18 protein-coding genes are annotated in these 17,060 nt (G+C 48.4%); 1 reads left to right on the top strand and 17 read right to left on the bottom strand.

All coding sequences use genetic code 11. The annotated features are described in order from the left end of the window. Window positions 1-160: 160 nt before the first annotated feature. The 16 genes from NYE45_RS06110 to NYE45_RS06035 form a co-directional block, all read right to left on the bottom strand. Window positions 161-1,108 carry a glycoside hydrolase family 25 protein gene (locus tag NYE45_RS06110; RefSeq protein WP_340016037.1) on the bottom strand — a complete coding sequence of 316 codons (948 nt, stop codon included), beginning with the start codon at window positions 1,106-1,108 and terminating at the stop codon, window positions 161-163. Window positions 1,109-1,359: 251 nt separating this feature from the next. Continuing rightward, complete coding sequence (locus NYE45_RS06105; RefSeq protein ID WP_340016036.1) at window positions 1,360-1,854, bottom strand: phage holin family protein; 495 nt, start codon at window positions 1,852-1,854, stop codon at window positions 1,360-1,362. 55 nt (window positions 1,855-1,909) lie between these two features. Beyond that, the gene (locus NYE45_RS06100) at window positions 1,910-2,188 is read right to left on the bottom strand and encodes a hypothetical protein (RefSeq protein WP_340016035.1); all 279 of its coding nucleotides are present in this window, start codon (window positions 2,186-2,188) and stop codon (window positions 1,910-1,912) included. Window positions 2,189-2,209: 21 nt separating this feature from the next. Beyond that, window positions 2,210-3,712 (bottom strand): tail fiber protein, encoded by a 1,503-nt coding sequence (locus tag NYE45_RS06095; protein WP_340016034.1) that lies wholly within the window; start codon window positions 3,710-3,712, stop codon window positions 2,210-2,212. After that, on the bottom strand, window positions 3,712-4,302 hold the full coding sequence (locus tag NYE45_RS06090) for a YmfQ family protein (RefSeq protein WP_340016033.1): 591 nt from the start codon (window positions 4,300-4,302) through the stop codon (window positions 3,712-3,714). The genes NYE45_RS06095 and NYE45_RS06090 overlap by 1 nt, the downstream gene beginning before the upstream one ends. A gap of 137 nt (window positions 4,303-4,439) precedes the next feature. Then, window positions 4,440-5,579, bottom strand: a complete 1,140-nt coding sequence (locus NYE45_RS06085) for a baseplate J/gp47 family protein (RefSeq protein WP_340016032.1) — start codon at window positions 5,577-5,579, stop codon at window positions 4,440-4,442. A 4-nt stretch (window positions 5,580-5,583) separates the two neighbouring features. Next, window positions 5,584-6,039 carry a DUF2634 domain-containing protein gene (locus NYE45_RS06080; protein WP_249911564.1) on the bottom strand — a complete coding sequence of 152 codons (456 nt, stop codon included), beginning with the start codon at window positions 6,037-6,039 and terminating at the stop codon, window positions 5,584-5,586. Then, window positions 6,032-6,442 (bottom strand): hypothetical protein, encoded by a 411-nt coding sequence (locus NYE45_RS06075; protein WP_145320658.1) that lies wholly within the window; start codon window positions 6,440-6,442, stop codon window positions 6,032-6,034. The genes NYE45_RS06080 and NYE45_RS06075 overlap by 8 nt, the downstream gene beginning before the upstream one ends. Further along, window positions 6,435-7,421: a phage portal protein gene (locus NYE45_RS06070; protein ID WP_340016031.1), complete on the bottom strand. Its 987-nt coding sequence runs from the start codon at window positions 7,419-7,421 to the stop codon at window positions 6,435-6,437. Before NYE45_RS06070 ends, NYE45_RS06075 begins: the two co-directional genes overlap by 8 nt. Beyond that, window positions 7,418-8,050, bottom strand: coding sequence for a LysM peptidoglycan-binding domain-containing protein (locus NYE45_RS06065; RefSeq protein WP_340017320.1), 633 nt, complete (start codon window positions 8,048-8,050; stop codon window positions 7,418-7,420). Before NYE45_RS06065 ends, NYE45_RS06070 begins: the two co-directional genes overlap by 4 nt. A gap of 56 nt (window positions 8,051-8,106) precedes the next feature. Further along, window positions 8,107-9,846 (bottom strand): hypothetical protein, encoded by a 1,740-nt coding sequence (locus NYE45_RS06060; RefSeq protein WP_340016030.1) that lies wholly within the window; start codon window positions 9,844-9,846, stop codon window positions 8,107-8,109. A gap of 182 nt (window positions 9,847-10,028) precedes the next feature. Further along, complete coding sequence (locus tag NYE45_RS06055; protein ID WP_017690174.1) at window positions 10,029-10,463, bottom strand: hypothetical protein; 435 nt, start codon at window positions 10,461-10,463, stop codon at window positions 10,029-10,031. A gap of 173 nt (window positions 10,464-10,636) precedes the next feature. Then, window positions 10,637-11,044, bottom strand: coding sequence for a phage tail tube protein (locus tag NYE45_RS06050; protein WP_036611426.1), 408 nt, complete (start codon window positions 11,042-11,044; stop codon window positions 10,637-10,639). 128 nt (window positions 11,045-11,172) lie between these two features. Continuing rightward, window positions 11,173-12,636, bottom strand: a complete 1,464-nt coding sequence (locus NYE45_RS06045; RefSeq protein ID WP_340016029.1) for a phage tail sheath subtilisin-like domain-containing protein — start codon at window positions 12,634-12,636, stop codon at window positions 11,173-11,175. Continuing rightward, window positions 12,636-12,824 carry a hypothetical protein gene (locus NYE45_RS06040; protein ID WP_340016028.1) on the bottom strand — a complete coding sequence of 63 codons (189 nt, stop codon included), beginning with the start codon at window positions 12,822-12,824 and terminating at the stop codon, window positions 12,636-12,638. The genes NYE45_RS06045 and NYE45_RS06040 overlap by 1 nt, the downstream gene beginning before the upstream one ends. A 404-nt stretch (window positions 12,825-13,228) precedes the next feature. Beyond that, window positions 13,229-14,122 carry a hypothetical protein gene (locus tag NYE45_RS06035; protein WP_340016027.1) on the bottom strand — a complete coding sequence of 298 codons (894 nt, stop codon included), beginning with the start codon at window positions 14,120-14,122 and terminating at the stop codon, window positions 13,229-13,231. A 470-nt stretch (window positions 14,123-14,592) separates the two neighbouring features. On the opposite strand from NYE45_RS06035, the gene NYE45_RS06030 reads away from it, so the two are divergent. Further along, window positions 14,593-14,937, top strand: coding sequence for a DUF3139 domain-containing protein (locus NYE45_RS06030; protein WP_340016026.1), 345 nt, complete (start codon window positions 14,593-14,595; stop codon window positions 14,935-14,937). A 4-nt stretch (window positions 14,938-14,941) separates the two neighbouring features. Here the strand turns inward: NYE45_RS06030 and NYE45_RS06025 are convergent, their stop codons facing one another. Then, window positions 14,942-16,792, bottom strand: coding sequence for a DUF4127 family protein (locus tag NYE45_RS06025; RefSeq protein WP_340016025.1), 1,851 nt, complete (start codon window positions 16,790-16,792; stop codon window positions 14,942-14,944). Between the last annotated feature and the right edge of the window lie 268 nt (window positions 16,793-17,060).

The raw sequence follows: 17,060 nt of genomic DNA, 5'->3' as shown, positions 1-17,060 counted from the left end.
AAGAGATTTACAGACATAAGTCTTCAACTTTATTATATGCGTTAGTATTACTTACACAAAACACAAAAAAGGAACACAGTTCGACAAAAAGCGTCCCGTGTCCCTTCTCCATTCCATCCACATTGAGATAAGATCAACCTGTCATTTGCCAAGAATCAGCTCACTTTTTAAACAAACCTCTGCGATGCATCACGGTAATAAAACGATAAAAATCATAACTCGCCCCATTATCGATGCTGAACAATGGATTTTTGGTGTCATAGGCAAGTGCTGCATCCACAGCTGCTTTCGCCCATACTGGAACTTCCATTTGCTGACGCGCCTGCAGTTTATCGACCTGGGATTTGAGCGCATCAAACGCTGCTTTCTCTTCGGCTGTCATCGGTTCGCCCCCTTTCGGTGGTACGGTTGGTGGATTCGGATTACTTGGATTCGTCGGATTGGATGGCTCCGGTGGTTTCGGGGTGGCTGCTGCGTATCTTGCTCTGAGCTGTGCCGCTGTTCCCTCGAATTCATTCATATCCACGTTGCCACTAATGCCATTCACCTTGCCTGAATCCGTATACTGCCAGAACGTCCAGCGCTTCCATGCCGGCTGGTCATCCGGTACACGAGTGTTGCTGTAACGCGCGATCCACAGATCATATGAGCTGAGTGATGTGTCAAAATTCCCGGCAAATGAATTGCCCGTGTATATGATCGGTTTTACACCTGTCAGACGTTGTAATTCGGTTAAAAAGGCTTTGGCAACCGTATTCATCTGCGCTTTGCTCAGGTTGCCAGGGTTGTTTTCGTAGTCCATGACGGGTGGCAGTTGTAGCGCTTTGGCGCCTCCAACTTTGTTAAGTGTATTGGCGTAATGTGTCGCTTCTGCCTTGGCACCATCGGTCGATGTCGCCCGGAAGAAATGGTACGTACCCACCAGCATGCCCGCCGCCAGTGCACCTGTTACATTTTTCTGATAATTGGGATCGGTATACGTCTGTCCCTCGGTTGCCTTGATGAATACAAATGTCATGCCACTTGCCTTCACTTTCGCCCAGTCAATGTTGCCCTGGTATCGGGAGACGTCAATGCCCTGTGTGTTGCCTGGACTTCTCGTTTGCATATTTCTCACACCCTTTATACGGCAAATTGCCGTTTGTATCAGCATTTTACATCATCCGATTCAAGCGTTCCCGGGTACAAGTATAGACAGATTAGAGCATTCTGATCTATACATTGCTGATAGAAAGTCACTCTCTGGATTGATGCAAAATGCTCCTATAGTTAATGCGGTTGAATCAGGGGTTGCTTGTGTGCGTGTCCCTGATGTGTTGAGTTATGTGTATTTTCACGTGCTAGCTTGCTATAGTCGCATTACTTCTTACTATCTCCAGTCTGTGAATCGATGTCATCTGGATCTGCCTGTGAAAAAGAGTCTTTGGCACTTGGGGAGAAGTTACCGGGGAGTTCCCCGGTTCCCCCTTTGCCCTTGAGCACTTCAATAGCTTGCCGAATCACTGGCGGAATGGGAGCGCCCAACTTACCCCCGTTTTCGATAATGGACAACAACTCATTTGCGATATAAAAAAAGGCGACCGCATCCCTGAACAAATGTCCGTCTCCCAGAACACCGTCCACCAGATGAGCCACCGATACCATTGCAAATATAAATACCTTTCGTGCGATGCCGAACATGCCAACGTTACTTTCTAACTTGCCACTCATGCCCGCAACCGCGATGCCGGTTAGGTAGTCGAGGATGACGAATACGAGCAGTACGCCCAGGACGCCGGACCATCCTCCGAAGAAGTAGGTTACTGAGCTGGTTATTAGGACAAGGAGCCATTTCCATAGGGAGTCCTGTTGCATGGTTTCACCTCCTCTATAACAAAATAATTAAGAGTAATAAGCCCCAAATTATAAATTACCTTTTAAGAATCAGCAGTGATTCTTCAATTCTCTTCATTCGTTCTTCAGGTGTTTCAACTATATACTTACCGACAAAATTCTTCTCATCAATAGGAAGTATATCTCCTACTTCGAATAATTTATCCGTCACAATAAAATTGGATATCTCTTCATTCGGATTTATTACGACTATTGAATCATTTCTACCTTTAATCTCGTTAGAAGTTACATGTTGAATATCATTTATTATGATTCCAATTTCCCTTGATAGATTATTATAAAAATATGCATTCATATGGAATGCCCCCTTTATAACTTATTGAAACAATTGAGCACCGTATGACTTAGTTATAGCCGAACTAGAAACAGAGTAGTTATCCAGCATTAATATAGAAGCGTATAACCTCCCACCATAGGTATTATTTGAACCCGTTATATTACTAAACACAGCTACACAACCTTCAGATAGCTCAAATGACATAGATTGATTTGATATTTTACAATTAGACATATTGATAGACGGAACTCTTATTGCATTCAGTAAACTATATCCGGCGGTCTTATTAACATAAAAAATTGATAATTTAGGACAAATTTGAGCATAAACTCCATAATAACCTGTAATCTCTAACGGAACTTGATAATTTCCATTAATTAAAATTTCTGAACTACAATCACCAATGTCAAAATACCCTTCAAGCCTAATTCTAGGATCAAAAGAAAAGTATACAGGAGCCCCATGAAACCCTTTTACCTTAACCACTTCTACAAATGTCTCATAAGAGGAAGTGGTGCTGTTCTCGATTTTAATTATTCTTACCCCAGCATTAAACTTTTTCAGAAAGTCAACAGCGGCCTGAATGGTAGAAAACTGTGCAGTCGATGTGTTTTTCCCAACTCGAACCGTAACTTCTCCACCCCGTAAATCAGCATCTCTTGAGACCTCGTTCATAACAAAAGCGCCTACTGAACTGACGTATATCACTTCATATACTACACTCGAATCAATGAAGTTGTTTGGCAAAGTGTAGTTTTTGAAATGCTCTGCTCTAAGCTGATAATTTGAACCATTAATTTGTAAATAAGTTGGTGTATTCACTACTGAATTTGTTGTATTAAATTGAACTTTAAATGAGAATCCATTAATAACAGTTGGTGCGGAATTAAAGGCACAAACAAAAATATTATTAGAGGATCGAACCGCTGCCGAAAATAAATTGAGTGACTTTGAAACTTGACTAATTTGGCTATCAGTATACATTTTTGCATTAGCCGTCCCTAAAGTACTAGCCTCAACCCTAGCATCCCTAACCGCCTTCTCCGTAGCAGCCAAATCTTCACGGGTGCCATCAACTGCGTTGGACAGTTGGACGATACCCTTATCTGTTAAGGATGCATCATTAATAACGATTTCCTCGACTTTCTGATCGGTGTATTCCTTTACCTCTTCAATATCATCCCTTGTAGGTACTTTTTTCCATGGACCCCATCCGACATAGTAGTTCCTTTGAAAAACTTGTAGGTTACTCGGTTCAAAGGTTGTTAGAGTCTGGACCACACCAGCATGTTTTTCTATCGTCAAATGAAAGGCTACTCCTACTGGGGAATTAGCTAAAGTTCCTACTGTCGCATTCGTTGGGCAATAATATTCCCCTTCTGTAATATAGCTATTAAGATCAGATTCCGCAGGTATAAGGATGGATTCACGTGTCGCCACACCTGCGTCAATCTTTTCAAAAATCCTGTTAATACTCTCTCGGGTCACATTCTCGTTCCCCAAGGGAAGAGGCAATCTCAGTCGATCTGTTTCTTTTGGCATTACGCCCACACCTCCAGTTCATTCCACGTCAAGGACGCGGCATCGAGTTCGTCCCATGTCATCTGTTTGTTGTCCAGATCATCCCAGACCAGATAACGATATTTATATTCCACGGCCATGTGGGCCGGTTTCAATTCTTCAATTGCTCGCTTCAGATCATCGATATTGGGCGGGGTGCCCATCGTATCCACAAAGCTCACCGTAAAACTCCACACTTCCGGCTGAAATGTTACATCCACTTTTCCCCCGGCATATGCCTCAGCCACATTCACAACTTGTCTCCCCGAAAACTTCCCGGCCCCACGTAGTTTCGATTCCACCACGGCACGCCGCTGCTCTACAGGTTTGAAACGGTCCGTCTCAATACCTAGCTCCTGCTCCCAGAAGTCCAGCCCCCATGTCGCTGTACGGACAAAAAACTGCTCTAACGTCTCATCCAGCGCCTTGTACAGCAGATCCATTTCACTGCCTTTGGCCTGCATATCGGCTTGCATAACACGCGAAGTCTCATAATACCTGGGCAAATACGAGAACAACTCCCGCCCTTTCTCACTCGTCAGTCCAACATCTACAATAGAAGGAGCACTCATGCCCTATCCCCTCCCTTCCTTGCGCATCATCATGGAGCGTCTCGCTCACCAGCTCAAATTCAGATCGGCGTACGTCTCCCAATCTTCCTTGGTCTCCACACTCCCAAACTACTTCCTCAACCACCATCCGCCCAACACTACTCATGCACATCCACCGTCCCCAGCACAGCAACCTGGCTGGTGGTCATCTCGATATTCTGGTCGCTCACACCGTTCACGGTCAGCTCCGAATAGTCGATAATCGGCGGAATGTCCAGCAGAATCGCGGCAATGCGAGTATAACGAACGAGTGGATCGGCAAAAGCCAACTGTTTCAGATACGCGGTCACCCCGCGTTCGATCAATGCTCGTACATCGGCCAACGTCGCATCACTTGCCAACGTCAGCTTCACCCGAATGTTCATCGGTACTTCTTCGGCTGGCATCACGGACACCACTGGCCCCGCCGGCGCAACGCCTTCCCCCTGTCCATCCTGCGTGGGGTCAACGTACTTCTGCACGGCGGCTACCAGATCGGTACCCGCAGCACGTTTGTCTGTGTCCAGCAGATACAATCCCACCGTGCCTGGCCCCTGCCATAACGGAATAACACGTGTTGCACCAACACCCGGTACTTCACTGGCCCATTGCACATATTGCGATTTGTTACCGCTTGTTCCTTGGTTGCGGACTTTGGCATAAAAGCGTTCCAGCAGCGCCGTGTCTGCCTCAATATCCGCACCGCCTTTGATCACATCAACGTTCGTGACAGAAGTCACGCCACTTACAGGTGTAGACAGCACAGTTACGGTGCCCGCAGGCACATTGCTTTCTTTTCCGGCAACAAGCGCTCGCACGCCTACCACCCCGGAGCCCTCTGCATCCAGTTCCAAACGTCCCACTGTCTCATATTCGAGCGAAGCTTCAGCAGAAACTTCATCCGCGAGTGTAGCCACGACCGTTCCCGCAGGCACCACTTTCCCCGGCGTACCCATGAACCTCACTGCACCTTGTGCCGCCACTGCAGCTCGCCGTGTGATGCCGTGCTCTCCTGCCCGCAGATCCAGCTCTTCCGAACGAAAATTCGGATCACTACTCGCAGCCGTACTAGCAAACCCCCGTCGCAATAATTCCTGCGCCCACAAAGCCGCCTCAGACAGCATAAACGCAACCGGAGCCTCCGCATCCCACAGAAACGAACCCTCTGACTTATCCAGATCCGCGGGCAGTCGATCCAGCATGCGCTGCATAATCTGTTCCTCCGTCTGGTCCTCCAAATAACGCGGAATCTCAGCCATCCCGTCAGATCACCTCACTTTCCAGAATAAACATCTCTTCCTGCACACTCGCCACCCGGCACGAGAACATGCACTGCTCCCGATTCCAATCAAACGTGAACTGGTCTACCGAATCCGTGCGTGGATCAGCCAGCAGCGTCTCCGTCACCATCCGGGTAATCTCACTTTCCATCACACCCCGACTGTCGCCCTGCCCCACCAGATCCTCCAGCTCCGAACCATAGTTCCGGGAATAGATCACATGTCTGTAACGTGGAGTTTTCACGGCCTTAATGCACCACTGCACCCAGGCTTCATGCCCACCAGCCGCAGCGACTTTGCCACTTGGAGTCAGCACAAAATCTCCTGCATCGTAATCGAATCGCCAGCTCCGTCCAAAGCGTACCTCTTCCGAAGCCGCCCCCGACAGGTCCTCCTCATCTCCCCAGACCACACCCGTTTCCGGGAACAAACTAGGCATGCGCACTCACCACCTTACACAACACCACAATGTCGTTACCGCCATTCACCCGCATCGCCAGTACGCGATCTCCCGCCTTCAATCCTTTACCAAGAGACCACACCGCTTCTTCCACTTCCTCTTCTTGCAAAAGAAACCGTCCCGTGCCCGTCGTTCCGCCGTTTGCCACGTCAGGTATACCGGAAATCGCGCCAGCAGCCTCGCGCTCCGGCAGTCCAAGTGTGCCCGGCAACTCGGCCACGAGATAATCCTGCACTTCGTGCTTGAAATCATCCAGCTTCACACCGGACGAGGTCATCGTACCCAGTACTGCTCCCAGCCCGCTCACGGCCTGACGGGAATGTGTACTCATCGCACCCCGCATGACGTCGGCAAAATGCCCATACGGATCATCTTTATTCAAGGTAATACCTCCTTTTCACCAGCTCAGCAGTCCCAAGCTCCAACGTCATCATTCCAGGTCCGGCAGACAGGTCTCGGCTAACCGACATGACGATCAATTTCAGCCCTTTTAACAACACTGCGTCTCCAGCGCGGATCGTATTCACATCTGGTGCGGATATCGTAAAAGTCTCCTGAATACCCGTCAGATGACTTTTCGCCAGTTTCTTGGCGGCGGTTGTGGATTTCACCTGATCGTCCTCGACCAGCTTTTGCAATGTACCCAGTTCTTCCACATTATCCTGCTCAATCGCGAGCACTTTGGAAGGGACCTCTTTACCACTCGGTGACTCCGACGCTGCCATCACTTTAACTTTGGTAACCGCGCCTTCAAGCGTACGCATCTGGGTCAGATCAATCAGTCGATCAAGTTCATACACCTTCGCGTTACTGCCCACCTGAAAGAGTTGCAACCCGCCGGGTGTCATCCGTGGATGGTACATTTCCCCGCCGGACTTCGCCGTTTCCTTCAGATCAGCAAAGATCATCGAAAAAATCGTCTGTGACCGATACACGGCTTTGCCCAGCTTTGTCTTGGTATCCGGCAGTGAAGCGTATGGAATCTTCCACTCTTTGGCGTAGGTTTTAAGCCGCTGTGTAGCCGTCTGATTCTTCGGCAACAGGAACTCGTCCTCCGATTTTTCCAGATAGATCATCCGGTCGTACACCGTGAGAGACAGCCGCTTGGTGCCGCTGTTCGAGCTTTCCACCTCCCAGATGACCGCAGGATGCAGCAAGTGAACCATGGATTTTTCGCCAAAAGGAACCCCGCTAATCCGCACCGCCATACCCGGTGAGATCGAAGGCAGACCGGAAGATGCAGACACTGCCAGCCGGATGTTGGCCTGATACGCAATCTGGTCGAGCGAGTCCTTCAGTGTAATCGTCTCCACCAGCTTGGTGATGTCATATTTGTCGTCGACAATGACCTTGTAGGTCATGGCATCACCAGCTTTTGTCCGGGCTTGATCCGGTTCGGATCACTCCCGATGATCTTTGCGTTAAGCTTGTAGATCTCGTTCCATTTGGAACTGCTGCCCAGCTCAAGCTTTGCTATTTTGGACAGGGAGTCGCCAGATTTGACGGTGTAGGTCTTGCTGCTCTTTTTCAAATCGGTACGAGAACCTGACTTGCTCGCGGATGTCGCAGAGCCCACCTTCTCCACCTTGGAATCCCGCCATGTGCGTAGGGTCAGATCGAAATAAATATCCCCTGTCTCCCCCCCACGAAAGCTCGAATTAAGCGAAACAATAAAAACAGGCACGTTCACGCCCGTCTCTGAAATGATGAAACGCAGCGGCTTTTTGGAGATCAGAAAGGTGTTCAGCACATTCATCGCCACACGTGGATCTAGAAAAGATTTTTCATACATGCAATAGGACGGATCAAATCTTTTGGGAAAAAAAGAAGAGAAGGTGATCTCCTTCACCTTCTCCCCTTGTGCAAAATCAAACTCGCCATGCTCCAACATATTGACCGTTTCATATCCCTTAGACCTGGAAATATTAACTTCTTCAGGGTTTACTGGGAATTGAAATGGAGTGTTGCCGTCCTTCAACGTAAATGACATTTTGTTAGGACCAACTTTATCTTCAAGTACTGACATATCTGCGGCCTCCTTTCTGCTTAGGCCATAATTGTTTTGCGATTTTGCATCGCACGGCGGAACTCGTTAGAGATCCGTTGCCCCACCTGGTGAGAAACTGCGTCATAATCAATCGCATTTTCGCGCACGGTCACCTGCACCGCACCTGGTGGAATATTGATCGCAATCTGATTGGTAGTTTCGGTTTTGAAATCCTTCAAGTAACCGGACAGACTGCTCATCTGGTCTTCAGATATCTGTACCGTCATCGTGGACGATTTCCCATTCGTATGCGCACCGTTACCAAGCGCCATCGCTTGGCTCTGCATCATGCTTGTTCCCATGAATCCAGCAGATGTAGGCTGACCGACCTTGCTGTTCATATAAGCCGTTGGGCCTGTCATGGTCAGTGCCGGTGGCATATAGGCAGGTGCCATCTGCGGGCCTGTTGCAACTGGAGACGGTGCAGCCACCGTTGCTGCCGAGACAGTCTTTTCTTCTTTTTTAGGACCAAATCCAAAGAAGCCGGATATGCCATCGGTGATTTTTTTTGTTTTCTCAGAGACATAATCGGCTGCACCCGACAAAGCATCCCCTACACCCTCGGTAGCACTAGACATAAAGTTTCCAATATCCTTAGCATGATCACCGATCCAACCACCTGCTGCACTTCCGGCCCAACCACCTACTGCACCACCAACCCATGTTCCGATGCCAGGCAAAAGAACGCTACCGATGGCGCTACCAATCGCAGTACCTGCTGTGCCGCCAATCATGGAACCCACAGCTCGGCCACGCTCTTCCGGTGGTGCTGTTGCTACATTTGCCACATCAGCAAGCATGCTGATGGGTCCGAGCAACCTTTTGGCTCCTTTGGCAAAGCCACTACTTAAATTATCCATCATTCCATTACCAGCCAGCATGTCGGTCAAAGATCCCAATGCACCATCCGCAAATCCTAATCTACCGCTTCCTCGTATTCTTCTACCGCCTCCCCTGTTACGGTTGCGATCGGCCGAAGGAGTTGGAGTATCAGGTACAGGATTGGGTACTGGTGATGGGCCCCGGTTCGAACGATTACTAGACCTTCTACCGCTTCGGTAATTTCGTCTTCCACGATCTGATCCACCACCATCCGCATTCGGTGAACGAACTCTACGGTTCTTGCCCATCTTTCCACCTGTGCAACAGCAGCATTTGGATGCTGGACTTCTGGTTGGATCAGATGCAGGACTTTCTTCTTTTTTCCTTTTGAACAATTTAAAAAGATCTCCTACATTAAAGGCTGCATCCTTCAAATCATTGAATGCTTGGACCACTGCAAGTACGTTTTCCCACCACTTTTTGGGTTCTTCTTCCTTCGTATTGTTAGTAATGTTTTTGTTATTCTGGATAATGACAGCCATAGTTGGACCAGTTGGCCCACCTTTGCCCATCGCCACTTCGATCTTCTGCCGAACCTCAAGCGATACTGTGCCCGAAGCCGTAACCATCTGGTCCCTGAAACTGTTCAGTTTCGCCCATGCGCGATCCAGTGCCGGACTCAGCTTATCAATCAACCCAATCGTCGGTGTGATTCGCAGCCTGCTGATTCGCACAGCCATACTATAAATATGCTCCAACCTGCGTCCGGTCGATCTCAGCTCATTATTCACCTTGATCAGACTCTGATAACGAACTCTGCCCAGACGTTCGGTTGAGCGTTGGATCTGATCCAGATAACGAAGGGTTGTCCGCATTTCCGCATTGGACTTGGATAAACCTACAATCATTTCTGCCATTTTTTCACCTCCTGCCCTTTTTCGTTATCGATTCATTTGCGAAGTTATCGCTGACATTTCCTCTTCCGAGAACGCAATCAACAGCGAGCGCTCCCCGCGTGGCAAAGACCAGAACTCTCCGGGCCGGAGATGATGACGCACCCACATGTGATACAGGAACGTGGTCATCCCGCCGGAGTGAATCAGTTTTTTAGGTCTTCAATCTCCACACCAAAGCCGGACAGCTCCAGCACTTTATCACCTACGGCATCCAATTCACCAGCCAGCAACATACGACGTACCGCCTGTTCGCCACCAGATAGCTTCATACGGCCAGTAATACGGGTGTCTCCCCAGCCGGACAATTCCAAGCTGCGGACTTTCAATTTCACCGTTGCTTCAGAGATGAGCAGCGCGTTAAACGTTTCGGTATCCACCTTTTCCTCGGTGCGCCCCTTGGTCGTTTTTCGAATGGTACAGCGTTCGCGAATGTGATCCACTTTGGAGGACGTCAGTCCACGCAAGGTCAACAGCAGATCCAGACGCTGAATGCGCACATTCTCCTCTGGCAAACGTTCTGCTGCTTCAAACAACTGATCCAAAATCTGTTCTTCGGACATATTTTCATTCATACTCATCGGGGTTAATCTCCTTCTTGTTTCACAAATGGGTTCATCTATGCCAGCTTCCAAGCCTGTAGAGACAACAAAGAGACCGAGATCATCTCGGCCTACAATGGTGTCCATTTATATGAAGTAACTATGCAATCACGCTTGAGCAAACTAGCCCAATCACGTGTCTATTTCAATGCTTAGTTCGCCACAATCGGATTCAGCAATTCAAAACCTTCAAACGTAAAGCCTGTTTCTTCCGGTACTTCTTCACCCGCTGTCCAGTTGGCAAGCTGAATTTTGTCCACCATGCAACCTCTCAGCAATACACTCTCATGTCCATACGATTCAGGGTCGTTTAGCTTGGAAATAATCTCGAATTTGGTGAAGCCGCGCTGAATCATGTCCGAAGTGACTTTGTAGCCGGTCATCGTGCCTGTTCCTTTTTTCGCGCCGTTTTTGTGCACCTTCCAGTCGTTACCGACCAGGTTCAGCTCACGCTTTTCAATCTCCACACTCGCTTCCAACTTGTTAATGTTTGTCTGCCACACACCATCGATATGCAACTGACCATGGGTACCTAGAATTACTCTTGATGCATCCAACATATATTTTCCTCCTTGGGTTGGTTGAACTAATAAATATTACACGGTATAACTCCGCAGTCAGAACAATCTTCCGATCGCTGTTATCGTGTAAACCATCAGTTCAACATATAGTAATTATTCTAGAAACCTTATTGCACGTAAAATGTACCAAACAACTGCTCCATCACATCCGTCAGCTTCACATTCCATTGCAGGAATACCTGATCCGCTTCCGGTTTGAGAACTGGTGCCGCACCGTAGTACGCCGGGTCAAGAATCACATCATATCCGTCGGCTTCAATCACATTGCTCTGTGCGAGCAACGCCAAATAGGCCTTCATGGCACTAATCAGCGCCTGACGACCCTCTTCGGTATTGTTTACCTTACCGATATACGTATCTTCCGCAGAACGTTGCAAATCCGTGTTAATGGCGTCCAACACACGAATGGAACGGATTTTTTTCCACGCATTATTCTGTCCAGCGGCTGGCGTTACCAGTGTGTTTACACCGCGAAGTGCTTTCACCTGACGACCATCATGGAAGAAAATAAATACACCATTCTGTACCGCCTGCTCCTGTTCTGCACGCGTCCAGCGACGTGTCACATCATCGAACGGAGTAGCTGCATAGGTTGTGGATTGGTTCAGACGTTGTCCGGCAATCAGTCCCGCAACATAGGCAGACGTTTCCGCCGAGCTGTAGAATGCATCTCCAAGGCGAACGCCTGTACCGACATTAATCACACCTTCATGGTTGAGCGTAAGCGAACGTGCTGCCGCTTTTTGTGCTGCTGTAGCAGAGGTATCGTCCGCTGCGGAACCGCCAAATACCGCCACCACCGGTTTACCTTCACTACGTACACGTTTCACCCATGCTGCAAAGCTTGCAAGCAGAGCTGCATCTGCCGCCTGATCCAAAGCCAAGACGTCGAATTGCTCCCCTTCCAGCGAACCTTGTACAGCAATGTACTCTGCATTGGTCAGGTCATCGTTGCCACTTACGCCGCCTTTGAATGCCGCACCCGCAACGGTAGCAACCACACCTGTACCCTCGCCGATCACCTGCGCCGTTACCCAGACATTTTGTTCATCCGCGTTAATCTCTTTTGCCAGAGAAGCTGCTGTAATATCCGCTGTCAGGAGCGCATACAACATCCGGTTACCTTCAAAGAGACGAACTTCATGCTTCGTATTATCAATCACACCTGGCTGGATGGTAACGTAGAACCCATTCGCACGATCCCCCGGATACTTCGCATCAAGTTGCAGCACATTGGCATCACTGCTGTCCTTCAAAGTAAGCGTAGCTGCTTTGGCTGCAGCACTTGCTACCCGATAAGCGAGCAACTTCTTCGGCCCACCCAACAGGGCGAGTTTCAAGGACGTGTACGCCGTACCGTTATCCAGCACATTCGCAGCATAAATACGTTCAATCGCCGCTTCGCTCCCAACCTCAACAAAAGTCCCTACCGGACCCCAGTTGGCCTTGATCGGTACAACGACCGTTCCCCGCGTACCCGCTTGAATAGCCGAGGATGCTGCCGCCTGAAAATTCATATATAAGCCCGGAAGGACCGGACGATTCGTTTGCTCCCAAGTTCCACCTGCCATTATCCCTTCACCTTCGCTTTCATAAATTGGTTAATTCGTTCTTGCGTTTCTTCAATGGAAAACGTCTCTTGAGCCACTTCGTACAGCGCACCGTACAGCACCTCTGCCTTAACGGCAAAGAGGGCTTCTGCATGATTCATCAATTCTGCCCGTGTATACCGTGGGGCTGTCTGTTTGCTTTTTTTCACTGAGCTTGCCATTGCCATCTCACCTCATTTGTTGGACTACAGATTTCGTGAATCGTTGATCTTTAAGGTTGATCTATGAATTTTTGAACCTATGAATTTGAAGCTATAATATTGAAGCTATATCAATCATCTCAAAGCTATAATCTGGAACCACTCTTAAAAGTGCATGTTCAAAAAGATCGGTTTTCAGTACCGAGAAGATGGGATGAAGTTAGAAATGGAGTAGCAGAGCGTAGGGAAAACTACGTGAGCAACTACATGTTTCAGAAGGAAACAATCATCGTAAGCATATGCTTTTTCGGCTGAATTCCATATTCGATGCTGATGATGCCGTTAGGCATCCTTTGTAATCAAAAGCGGGCTTTTTGAACAACCTCTAATAGAAGGTTCCTCTCGACTAACGTTTACTCCATGCCTTTGCTATGGTAAATCTCACGGATCAAAGGTACATTCGTACCCAGACGACGAATCCGCTGTTGCAACGTCAGGCGAATCTGTCCATTCAGATACGCATCCGTCTGCAGATCTGCCGTGACCTCATCCACTGTGATATATCGCGTGTTACCTTCTTGCTCTTCGCCACCCGTTTCAGTGACGGCAAGACGAGATTGCACTGCAAGTTGCTCCACCAACCGAGTAACGGTCTGGCGTGTTAGCACCGAATGATCGGTTAGCACATGCGCAATCCACTGTTGTCGAACCTCCAATGCCGAAGTGCCCGCCACAGACGTGCTGCATCCAGCCAATCGCCATAACACAGACGGCATCTCATATCCTCCGGGCCAGGCATCACCATATACCGACCAGTTCGAGCCAAGCTCTTGCTGTGTCCAGTCTTGAAGCGCAGCTAACCACGCATCCCCTGTTTCAACGAGAGCAGCTCCCGAGTCTTCGGGAACATACACTCCGAACCGCAGACTGCGTGAAAGCATTCCAGACCCTACATCCACCCGGTCACTATCTGAAGAACCCAGATAGATACAAGTGAAGGACTCACCTGCTCCATCCACCAGCCTTACTTGATGCAACCCTTCGATTAGATCAGCTGACCAAGCTTCTACCTTTTCAGCGCCACCATCTTCCGGACGAGCGTATGGTGAGATTTTAATAATCCGTCGATATCCCGCCCAAGCAGACTTCGGCACTTCTTCGGCAAACGCAACGACTGCACAAGGCCCGGCCAACACTTCGCCTGACGCAGGTACATCCAGCACACGACCGTTCCACTCTGGAACAAGTACCGCGAGCTTCTGTTTCAGCGTTTTTTTAATGAGCGTACTCATTCTACTGGTACTCACGGCAGTGCTAGTCTCATTATTCATAGACACATTCATTTCGCCCCCTTTGGCTGCAAGTTTGAGATCTGCCCACACCGTGCAGCGACAATGCAGCAGCAGTAGACTCCCCCTTTTAACTCAGAGTCTGTATTGCTATCGAACCAGTACGGGGACTACATTCACCGCATCAAAAAGACCGGCCACCTGGCCGGTCTGTACATTAGCGTATGTGCTTTCGGTGCGTCCCTTGTTATTGATCCGATAATACAATCTTACACCCTTTCATCCCTAGCGCGGATGGTGTTCCGTACGACTTCGGTGCGATTAAGGGCGTCGTTCGGGTGGAAAAAAGACGATTCTGGAATCATCGTTTTAAAGGATATCTAAGTAAGCATTAAGATCAAGATCAATGAATTGATAAATATATCCAAATATAATAATATTTCATTATTAAATTCATTGTTGCTTACGTAAAAGAAGGAGAAATATCTATGAGTAAAACATTCAAGGCCACTTCAGTTGTCATCTTAGCAGTTATACTCGGGATATCCTGCTGGGCCTACTTCGGACTGTTTGGTAATCCGCTGAAGAAAAATGATGCTGAACAACAGGTAACCACTTACCTGATTGAACTGAAGGGTTATTCACCCGAACAGCTTATCGAAGTAAAAGGTACGTACTCTTCAAAAAGCTCTGCAGCACCTTACGGTGCTTCTGTAACATTCGCGGATGAACCCGAAGCGAAGTACCAATATATCATTTTTAACAACGCCGAGATTAAGCAGTACAGTCATAACAGTGATTACCCGAAACATGAGGAGCCCATGGTGAGATAGCAGTTTAGTTCAGCGTAACTTGCGGGTTCAACGTAATCTCAAATGCACGGCCCCAGATAAAATCAGGATTCGCATATTCCAGCAGCGCACTGCCATACGTCGCATAAGACAATTCACCATCACAGATCTGCTTGATCGCCACATTGCCTGTCTGGAAAGCTGTCTTATTTGCAAGCGCCGTGGTATGTGTCTGCATCAAATCACGGAGCAATGTTTGCAAATCAGCATAGTCTTCCTCTGAGTTGAACAGCAACATATTTTGATCCGAAAGTGTAGCCACGTTGGTATACAGCGCATGGGCTCGGGAATATGTGCGGATGTCCGCAATTGCTACCGCTTTGTAGTAATAATCCTTCAGGAAACGCTTAAACAACAGCGAGCCATGCGCATTCATCGCATCTCGCAACGTATGCTCATGCTTCTCTGTTGTGATCAACGCGTACCTCGACTGTCCCATGCCTACAGCAATACCGATTTTGTTACCTGGCGTATTCCAGGCACTATATCCCAGCACGCGTCCGGTATATGGACTGTTTAACAACGCTTCAGCAACATCGACATTGGCTGGTCCTTTACCCACAAAATCAATCAATACCGAAGGCAAACCTTGCTCCCCATTCAGCGTCAATTGCTCCAACGCAGCTTGCACCTGATCCAGATCCGTAATGGCAATAATCTCAATGTCGATGCCTGTGTTCTCTTCGGAATTTCCCGGATGACCCTTGGTCATACGATCCAGTTCGGAGGCCATGTCAAATGGGACAACTTGCTCGGTTGATACAGCCACCAGCTGTTCATTTTCCAAGCCAACACTCGCCTCCGTCACCACCTCCGGTTCAGGATATGCCGAATCTGCCATAAGCACACCGCCCACAATATCCACATGACGAACCACATTCTCGTGTACATCCATGTATTCATATGTGTTAATGATGGTATTGCCGTGAGGACCAAAATATTTCACTCCGTAACGTGTCTTCGCACCGCCTCGGAACAACTGGTTCGCCATGCGAGCGACCAATGCATGCCCCAGACCATCTGCATCCGGCAGGATGATAGCACGATCCGGATTTTGCCCATTTGTTCCACCCAGCCATTCATTGATCCGCGCTTCTACATATTTAATTTCATTGATCTGAACACCCTGCGTGTTGGCATCGTCGACGCCAACTGCAAGGAAATCGATATAACCTGTGCGAGCCAGCTGATCCAGAATGTATAGATTCGTTTTGAATTTATGCTGTCTCGTGTTGTAATACTGTTCTTTATCAAAATAGGTCGTTGTCCCATATTCCACCCCATCCGGGGATTGGTTATAACCTTGAATAATATCTTCAAACTCGGTGTACGTCTGACGTGGCTGCTGCATCAACGCACGGGACTCATTATATGCATCGAGCGCCAAGCCATCTGCAAACGAGGTCGTAGCCAGACGCATAATGGTATCCATTACGAATACGGGTTTGCGTGGATATTTCTGCTTGATCACCCGGATCACATCCAGTAAACGAGTGGTTTCCTCACCGTATTCCGGATAGGTACCTCCCCCATCTTCGCGAAGCTGACGACTGCCAATCAGACCGCCATAAGCGAGCATATCGGATGAGATAATGAATCCGTCGACCTTGGCAGCATGTTTCAGAATAAAATCATGAATGTTGGACGGTTTACCATACACTGGCGTGGAGGTGCCGAGCAGCGTTGTGCCATCTACGGTTTTCTCCGAGTCCAGACGATTCTTAAGATCACTCAGGTTTGGTGTAACGATATGGATACCGGCTGCTTTCCCTTGCACAATCACATCATCCAGATTCGCTGGACGATCATCCAGTGGAACATACAATACTGTTTTCATATCACGTAGCCTCCTGTTATCTATTTAGTCTTTAATACCCGATCAGGGCAAGGAGGCAATCACCGAATTAAAAAACCGGCCCCATGGCCGGTCTGTACTTTAGCGTTTGAGCTGTCGGTGTGTCCTCCTTGCTGCTGATCCGATAATACCATCTTACCGCCTTTGCCCACTCGCGCTGACGGTATAAGGGATGAATTACGCATGAATGTAGTTGTCTCTGCGGCGGTTAATCGTCGGTTTTACTCTGAATAAAATTATAACATCCATA

The sequence above is a fragment of the Paenibacillus sp. FSL K6-1318 genome, from assembly GCF_037976905.1.
GTDB lineage: Bacteria > Bacillota > Bacilli > Paenibacillales > Paenibacillaceae > Paenibacillus > Paenibacillus amylolyticus_A.
The sequence above is the reverse complement of the archived record's forward strand: the minus strand, read 5'-3'. Positions and strand labels throughout refer to the sequence as shown.